General features: G+C 71.8%; 7 protein-coding genes. 5 read left to right on the forward strand and 2 right to left on the reverse strand.

Annotation, left to right across the window (positions count from 1 at the left end):
• The 4 genes from AB0G02_RS24785 to AB0G02_RS24800 all read left to right on the forward strand — a co-directional run.
• Positions 1 to 327, forward strand: a 327-nt coding sequence (locus AB0G02_RS24785; RefSeq protein ID WP_360797878.1) for a hypothetical protein, incomplete at its 5' end; no start/stop codon positions are given.
• A 45-nt stretch (positions 328 to 372) separates the two neighbouring features.
• Positions 373 to 945 carry a TetR/AcrR family transcriptional regulator gene (locus tag AB0G02_RS24790; protein ID WP_360797880.1) on the forward strand — a complete coding sequence of 191 codons (573 nt, stop codon included), beginning with the start codon at positions 373 to 375 and terminating at the stop codon, positions 943 to 945.
• Positions 946 to 1,215: 270 nt separating this feature from the next.
• Positions 1,216 to 2,013, forward strand: a complete 798-nt coding sequence (locus AB0G02_RS24795; RefSeq protein ID WP_360797882.1) for a family 16 glycosylhydrolase — start codon at positions 1,216 to 1,218, stop codon at positions 2,011 to 2,013.
• Positions 2,014 to 2,125: 112 nt separating this feature from the next.
• Positions 2,126 to 3,124, forward strand: coding sequence for a hypothetical protein (locus tag AB0G02_RS24800; RefSeq protein WP_360797884.1), 999 nt, complete (start codon positions 2,126 to 2,128; stop codon positions 3,122 to 3,124).
• Between the two features lie 664 nt (positions 3,125 to 3,788).
• Here the strand turns inward: AB0G02_RS24800 and AB0G02_RS24805 are convergent.
• Together AB0G02_RS24805 and AB0G02_RS24810 are read right to left on the reverse strand one after the other, a co-directional pair.
• A complete protein-coding gene (locus AB0G02_RS24805) occupies positions 3,789 to 5,291 on the reverse strand; it encodes a hypothetical protein (RefSeq protein WP_360797886.1) in 1,503 nt (500 codons plus the stop codon).
• A 143-nt stretch (positions 5,292 to 5,434) separates the two neighbouring features.
• The gene (locus AB0G02_RS24810) at positions 5,435 to 6,247 is read right to left on the reverse strand and encodes a nitroreductase/quinone reductase family protein (RefSeq protein ID WP_360797888.1); all 813 of its coding nucleotides are present in this window, start codon (positions 6,245 to 6,247) and stop codon (positions 5,435 to 5,437) included.
• A gap of 379 nt (positions 6,248 to 6,626) precedes the next feature.
• On the opposite strand from AB0G02_RS24810, the gene AB0G02_RS24815 reads away from it, so the two are divergent.
• The coding region (locus AB0G02_RS24815; RefSeq protein WP_360797890.1) for a DUF4232 domain-containing protein at positions 6,627 to 6,864 on the forward strand (238 nt) is incomplete at its 3' end.

Consider the following 6,864-nt stretch of genomic DNA (forward strand, 5'->3'; position numbering starts at 1 on the left):
CGGGCTCGGTCAGCGTGGTCGACTTCTTCAAGGTCGAGCGTCGACGTCGAACCGCCCTCCGGCGACCTGCTCGACGACTGGGTCGCCGGCCACGACTCGCTGCACCGGGGCGCCACCGTGCTCGCCGCCCTGAACCGGGTGGGCTCCGACGTCATCACCGTGTCCACGCCCGTGCTGTGGCGCCTGGTCGACGGCCGCGGCGGCACCTGGACCGGGCCGGACGACCGCGTCGCCGACGCCCTCGACGTCATCCGCCGGGCCGAACGCCGCCGCATCGCCGCCGGCTCGCTGCCGCCGGTCGGCCTCCTCGCGTCCGTCCGCCGGTAACCCGCCCGACTTGACACCGACAGGTGTGAGTGGTTGATTACACCGATGCCCGCAGCACCGAGCGAACGACGGCTCTCGACCGCCGAGGAACGCCGCGCGACCGTCCTGCGCACCGCCCTCGGCGCGTTCGCCGCCCGCGGCTACTACGGCACCACCACCGGTGAGGTCGCGAAGTCCGCCGGGATCTCGCAGGCCTACGTCTACCGGCTGTTCCCGGACAAGGAGGCCCTGTTCCTGGCCGTGGCGGAGCACTGCTTCGCGCGGATCAGGGAGAGCCTGGGCGACGGGGTCACCCAGGCCGGGGGCAGCACGCCCGAGGCCGTCCTGCTCGCGATGGGCGAGGCGTACGCGCGGCTGATCGCGGAGGAGAACACGCTGCTGCTCGTCCAGATGCACGCGCAGTGCGCGGCGATCTCCGAGCCGGCGGTGCGCGAGGTCGTCCAGCGCGGGTACGCCCGGACGGTCGAGTACGTGCGCGGCGTGTCCGGCGGCACCGAGGATCAGGTGCAGGACTTCTTCGCCAGGGGCATGTTGTGCCACCTGGTGATGGCGGTGGACGCCGACGGGGTCGACGCGCCGTGGGCCAAGACGCTGGCCAAGGGCATCCGCCACTACTGAACGCCTCTCGTGGCCGCCGTGAGTGGTCGACCAGTCATCGCGCCGCGCGTGTTGGAACCCGACCCGGAACTGTCGAGACCACAATGGACAGTGCGATTCGACCTCGACGCCGGACGCCGTCTCATTGGGGGCCTGGTCACCTCGGCCGCTGATCGGCCTTCTGATCAGTGTTGAGCCGCCGACCCGGATCCGTTGACGCGCTGCCGCGCGGGTCTCTACGTTCAGCGAACGACACCGCCTCGTCAACGTCGTCGAGGAAAGGGCTTTCCTGTGACACTGAGTCGACGCGGTTTCCTGGTGGCGGGCGGCGCGGGACTGGCCGCCCTCGGCACGTCCGGGCTCGCCCGGGCCGCCACCTGGGAAACCGTCATGGATGGTTCGTTCGCGAACTACAGCACGTTCGAGTCGGCCTGGAACTACCGCTACCCGTGGGGTTCGGACCACAACGGCACCGCGCGCATGTACGGCAGCCCGTCCGACCACAACCACGTCTTCCTCGAAGGGTCGACGCTGGTCCTCAGGGCGTCCCGGATCACGTGGGACGAGGGCAAGAGCGCCAAGGACCCGTACCTGCCGATCCACTACCACTCCGGTGCGGTGCACGCCAAGCCGCAGGTGCTGGTGAACGACCAGTTCCCGAACTGGGAGGTCCGGGGCGAGTTCCAGGCACCGTCGGCTCGGGGCACGTGGCCCGCGTTCTGGCTCACCGGGGCGAACTCGTGGCCGCCGGAGAGCGACATCCTGGAGTACAAGGGTGACGCGCGGAACTGGTTCAACACCTACAAGAACGCCTCCGGCGGGTGGTCGAACACCATCAAGTCCGTGTCCAGCCCCGGCTCCTGGCACACCTACCGGGCGTGGATCGCGAAGGTCGGCGCCACGGACGTGGACATCCACTACTACCTCGACGGCGCGTGGGTCGGCCAGCACCGGGGCGCGAACTTCGTCGGCAAGCCGATGTGGATCATCATCAACCTCCAGATGGAGGGATCGTCCGGTTCGTCCGGTCCGACGGGTGACACCTTCTACCGCGCCCGCAACGTCTACGTGGGCCGCACCCGCGCCTAGCCCCGGAGCCGCACCCCGGCACCGACGCCGGGGTGCGGTCCATGATCGACGTCATACCGGGGTTCGGCCGTTCCGGGAAAAGGGGTGGCGCGGTCGATCTACGATCACACCCGTGCCCTCCACTTCCCTGCTGTTCGCCGGTGATCCGGCGGAAGAGGGCTACGGCCTGCGCGCGGCCGTGTCCAGCGAGCCCCCGCCGCAGGTGTGGCGGCGGTCGAACAGCGACGCGCTCCTGGTCCCGCCACTGCTCAGGCTGATCGGGGACCGCGGTGATCGGCGGATCGTGGTCGGTGCGGCGCGGGTCGAGGTGACCGCCGAGGGCGAGACCTCGGTGACGTTCCAGGTGCGGGCGGTGTGGCGGGAGGACACCGGCTGGCGGCAGGAGTCCGACCGGGAGGGCTTGGACGAGGTGCTGGTGGGGTCGCTGGCCGAGCCCGCGCACCGGTTCGCCGGTGATCCCGCGTCCGTCGCCGTGATGGCGGGGAAGGCGCTCGCGGAGGCGTCGCGCAACGAGGTGGCCGGGCTGCGCGGGTTGCGCTACGACCTGGAGCGGCACGTCGCGGACCTGTTGGCGCAGCGCAGGTCCACCGCGTTGCGCTCGCTGCTGGCGCAGGTCATCGAGCTGTCGATGGCGTTCAGCCGGGCGCGCGACCACGCTCGGGAGACGATCCGGGAGACGCGGCCGGAGACGGCGACGCACCTGGCGGCGTTGCGGCACTGCGAGGCGATGGACGTCGAGCTGGCCGAGGAGGTCGCGAGGCTCCAGGCGTTGCTGACCAGCATGTCGACGTTCGCCGTGGCGCAGGACGGTGAGGCGCAGCAGCGGTTCAACATGGTGGCGGCAGCGGCGGCGGCCGGCCTGGGTCTGCCCGCGCTGATCCTGTCCCTGTACGGGGCGGACGCGTTCCTGCCGTTCTCCTTCGACCACGCGTGGCGGGCGTTGCTGCCGATCGCGTTGACGGCGTTGGTCGCGGTCGGTGTGGTGTTGCGGCGGATGCCGGGACGGGCGACGTGGCGGCACTACGCGGCGGCCGTCGGCCTGGTGGCACTGCTGGTGTGCGTGCTACTGGTGGCCGGCCTCCTGGCCCCCACCAACCCCGGTGCTGGATAACACCTCATCCACCGAACACCCCACCACCACCCGCGAGCACCCCAACCGCCGGACACGCCAGCAATCGTCAGCCACACAGCCGACCGCCAGCCACACCACCACCCGCCGAGCAGGCCGACGACCGCCGGGCACGCCACCGAATACCGGCCACAACCGCCGGGCACATCCCAGCCGCCCGGCACACAGCCGACCACCGCACACCCCGCCAACCGCCCGGCACGACCGCCGACCGCGAACACCCCACCCGCCAAACACACCGCCGACCACCCGGCACACAGCCGACCACCGGACACGCCACCACCCGCCGAGCAGGCCGACGACCGCCGGGCACGCCACCGAATGCCAGCCACAACCGCCGGGCACACCCCCCAGCTTCCCGGCACACAGCCGACCACCGCACCTCGCCAACCGCGCGGCACGACCGCTGGCCACCAGCACTCCAGCCGCCAAGCGCACAGCCGACCGCCCGGCACACCGTCCCCGGGATCTCGGTCAACCGCCGGACACGCCGCCGGCTCCCCGACTCCCGGGCGCACTGGCGGCCGCCTGGCACACCGCCGGGCACGCCGTCCCCAGCCCAGGTCCTCCGCTTCTCCGGCGGAGTCACCCGGCGGTGGCGGGTGACCGGCCCGCCTCCCCCGGTGGAGAGGCGGGCCGGCGTTCGTCAGCCGTTCGGCGTGGTGATCACCGAGAACGTCGACCCCTGGCTCGCGACGCGGGCGCTCAGGTCGGTCAGGATCGTGTCGATCGGCACGTAGTTGTTCAGCTCACCGGCGACGCAGTAGCCGTACCGCTGCTGCTGGCTGCCTTCCAGGATCCCCAGCGCGCTGTGGTCGATCTGGCTGAACAGCGGACCGCCGCTGTCGCCCGACCGCGCGCACAGGTCGGTGTTGATGCCGACGTCGGTCGACAGCACCCGACCGCACCGCGTGCCCACGGTGTAGCCGGCACCCGCACCGCTGTCCACCACGGTGGGGTAGTCGTTGGCACCCGAGTGCGTGCCCGAGCCGGACGCGCACACCACCCAGCCCGCCTTGATCTCGGACAGGCGGTGGGTGCGGGTGATGTACTCGTCCACCGCGGTCGCCTGCGCGCCGCACGGGGTGTCGGCGTTGCTGTCCCCGCCACCGTTGCGGCAGTACTTCAGCACCCTGTTGTGGCCCGTGGTGTTGTCCAGCCACTTGGCGCCGGTCGCGGCGTCGAGGTACGGCAGGGCCGCGTAGTCGTACGGGTAGCTGCTCTTCTCGATGCCGTGCTGCTGGAGCACCTGGTTGCCGTTGTGCTCGGTCGGCGTGTTGGTGGTCTTGGTCGCGTTGCAGTGGCCCGCCGTCAGCACCCACGCCTTGCCCGGGAACCCACCACCGGTGGAGCGCAGGTTGAACCCGGTGGTGCAGCCGCCCCACGTGCCGTCGTCCCGCTTCAGGTCCAGCCGCAGACCACCGCGCATCGGACCGTAGCCGGCGCACGCGAGCGGGTGGCAGAAGCCCTGGTCCGGGTAGTTCGACGCCCCCGCCATCGGGCTCGGCTTCGGCAGCACCTTCGTCCGCACCGCCACGCCGGGCTCGTCAGCGATCGCCCGACGCGCGACCTCGCCCTCCCGGGCGACCTCACCGTCCCGGGCGACACCGGCCGCTCCGACCGGGGCCTTCTCCTGCGCGACCCACGAGCGCTCCCAGACGACCACCTGGTTGTCCCGCTCGTCGACCGCGGGCAGGTACACCGCGTCCGCGCCGGCGCCCACCTTGCCCGCGATCCGGTCCCTGGCCGCGGTCAGGTCGGCCAGCGAGTGCCGGACGGGCCGCGTGCGGACGTGCGCCCGGTCGGGCAGGTCCTTCAGGTGCCGCTCGGCGGCGGCCGGGTCCGTCATGGCTACCACCAGCACGCCCGACTCCTGGTCGAGCCACATGCCGCCGTACTCGGCCGCGTTCTCCGTGCGCAGCACCTCGTCCAGGCGCACCGACTCGGCCTGCAACCGGAGTCGGCGCAGCGCCTCGCGCTCGCTGACGCCGTAGCTCCCGACCAGGTACCGCACCGACTCGGCGACCGACGCCGGGTCCAACGTGGCGCGCGCCGGCGGAGCGGCGGCGGCACCCCCTGTCGCGCTCACCACGGTCGCCACGGCGACCAGCGAGGCGAACAGGGCCCCCAAGCCCCTTGCTCTACCCACGACATCTCCTTGCTAGTGGATGGGAAACAGGGTCATTCAACCGGTCGTGAACCGCTCACCCCCGGCCGATGCCCGCCGCGCGGGACAAGGACGGTGGATCTCCCCACCCCCTTCAATGCCGCCACGCGGTCGTTCGGTTGTCATCACGCGTCGAGGAAGGGGATCAACTGCTCCTCCTCGTAGGTCAGGTGGGCCTCCAGCTCTCCGACCAGCCGGTCCACGTCGGCGCGCAGGTCCGCCGCGTCACCGCGGTCGAGGGTCTGCTGGAGCTGCGCCAGCAGCACGGCCATGCGCTCGTGCTCCGCGCCGAGGCGGTCGAGCACCGGCCCGAGCTCCGGGAACCGGTCCCGCAGGGCCGGGAACGTGCCGCTGTCCTCGGCCGTGTGGTGGAACCGCAGGCCCTGGCACGCGGTCAGGCAGTTGACCTTGAGCTGCGCGCCGAGAGCCGGCCCGGACGCCGCGACCTCCCGCCGGATGGTGGCCAGCTCCCGGCGGAACGCGTCGTGCACGAGCTTGAGCGCCGCGCCCCAGCTCGACGCGTTCGGCGGACCGCCCGCGACCTGCCGCAGCGCGACCAGGGGGATCACCCGCGTGGTCTTGGCCTGGTACGCGGCCCAGCCGGGGTCGGACTCGACCGCCCGCGCCCACATCGCGTCCCGTTCCGCGCCTTCCAGCACGGTCGCCTCGGCGTCGTAGGTGAAGACGCCGTCCTCCACCCGGACCACCGGGTCGGCCACGAGGTTGTGGTACCAGTCCGGGTGCCGCGGCGAGCCGCCCGCCGAGGCGATGACGACGATCCGGTCGCCGTCCGGCAGGTAGCCGACGGGGTTGGTGTGGCGCGCGCCGGTCCGGGCGCCGGTGGTGGTCAGCAGGATGAGCCTGCCTCCTTCGAAGGGACCGCCGACCCGGCCCGCGTTGGCGCGGAACTCGTCGATCACCTGCTGGTTGAAATCCATCTGCGGTTCGTCTTCCTATTCAGATCATGACCGATCTTGGGCAAGACCGTGCGACCACGGGTGAATGGCACCGTGGTTTTCGGTGGAGGTTTTGTGAAGGCGCGCGGGGACGGCGTTCCGGTGCGGACCGCGGTGTGCGCGCGTGGCTGCGCCGAAGCGCTGAGGTGCGGGGAGGAAGGGTTCGGGTGCGTCGCGCTCGCGGGCGCGGAAACCCGGAAAACCCCGGTGTGCGGCGGGCCTCTAGCCCACCCGGCGGTCAAGCCTTGGCCGGGTGACTCTCTCGCTCGTGGCTCAAGGCCGACCCGGCAGTCACGGCGCGAAGCCTATCCCGGAAATGCGCCGCCGGGCAACTTCCGCTTTGTGTGCGACGATCGATCCCGTGCCCCGACTCCTATTCCTGGTGCTGTTCGCCTTGTCCGCGTGCACCGCGGCGCCACCGGTTTCGCCGCCCCCGTCCCCTTCCCCGTCCGCCGACGCCTGCCCGACCGGTGTGGAGTACGCGGTGGCGGGCGAGGAGGCGGCCTCGGGGTTGCGGGTGCTGACGATCGAGGCGACGAACTGCGGCACCGGGGTGTTGCGGCTCGACGGCTACCCGTCCGTCACCGTGCTGGGCGCCG

Source organism: Actinosynnema sp. NPDC023658 (assembly GCF_040639995.1).
Taxonomy (GTDB): domain Bacteria; phylum Actinomycetota; class Actinomycetes; order Mycobacteriales; family Pseudonocardiaceae; genus Actinosynnema.

What these genes read in the sequence shown, in the direction of transcription:
- AB0G02_RS24790 (WP_360797880.1), top strand. Translation starts at nt 373, where the DNA reads ATGCCCGCAGCACCGAGCGAACGACGGCTCTCGACCGCCGAGGAACGC.
- AB0G02_RS24810 (WP_360797888.1), bottom strand. Translation starts at nt 6,247, where the DNA reads ATGGATTTCAACCAGCAGGTGATCGACGAGTTCCGCGCCAACGCGGGC.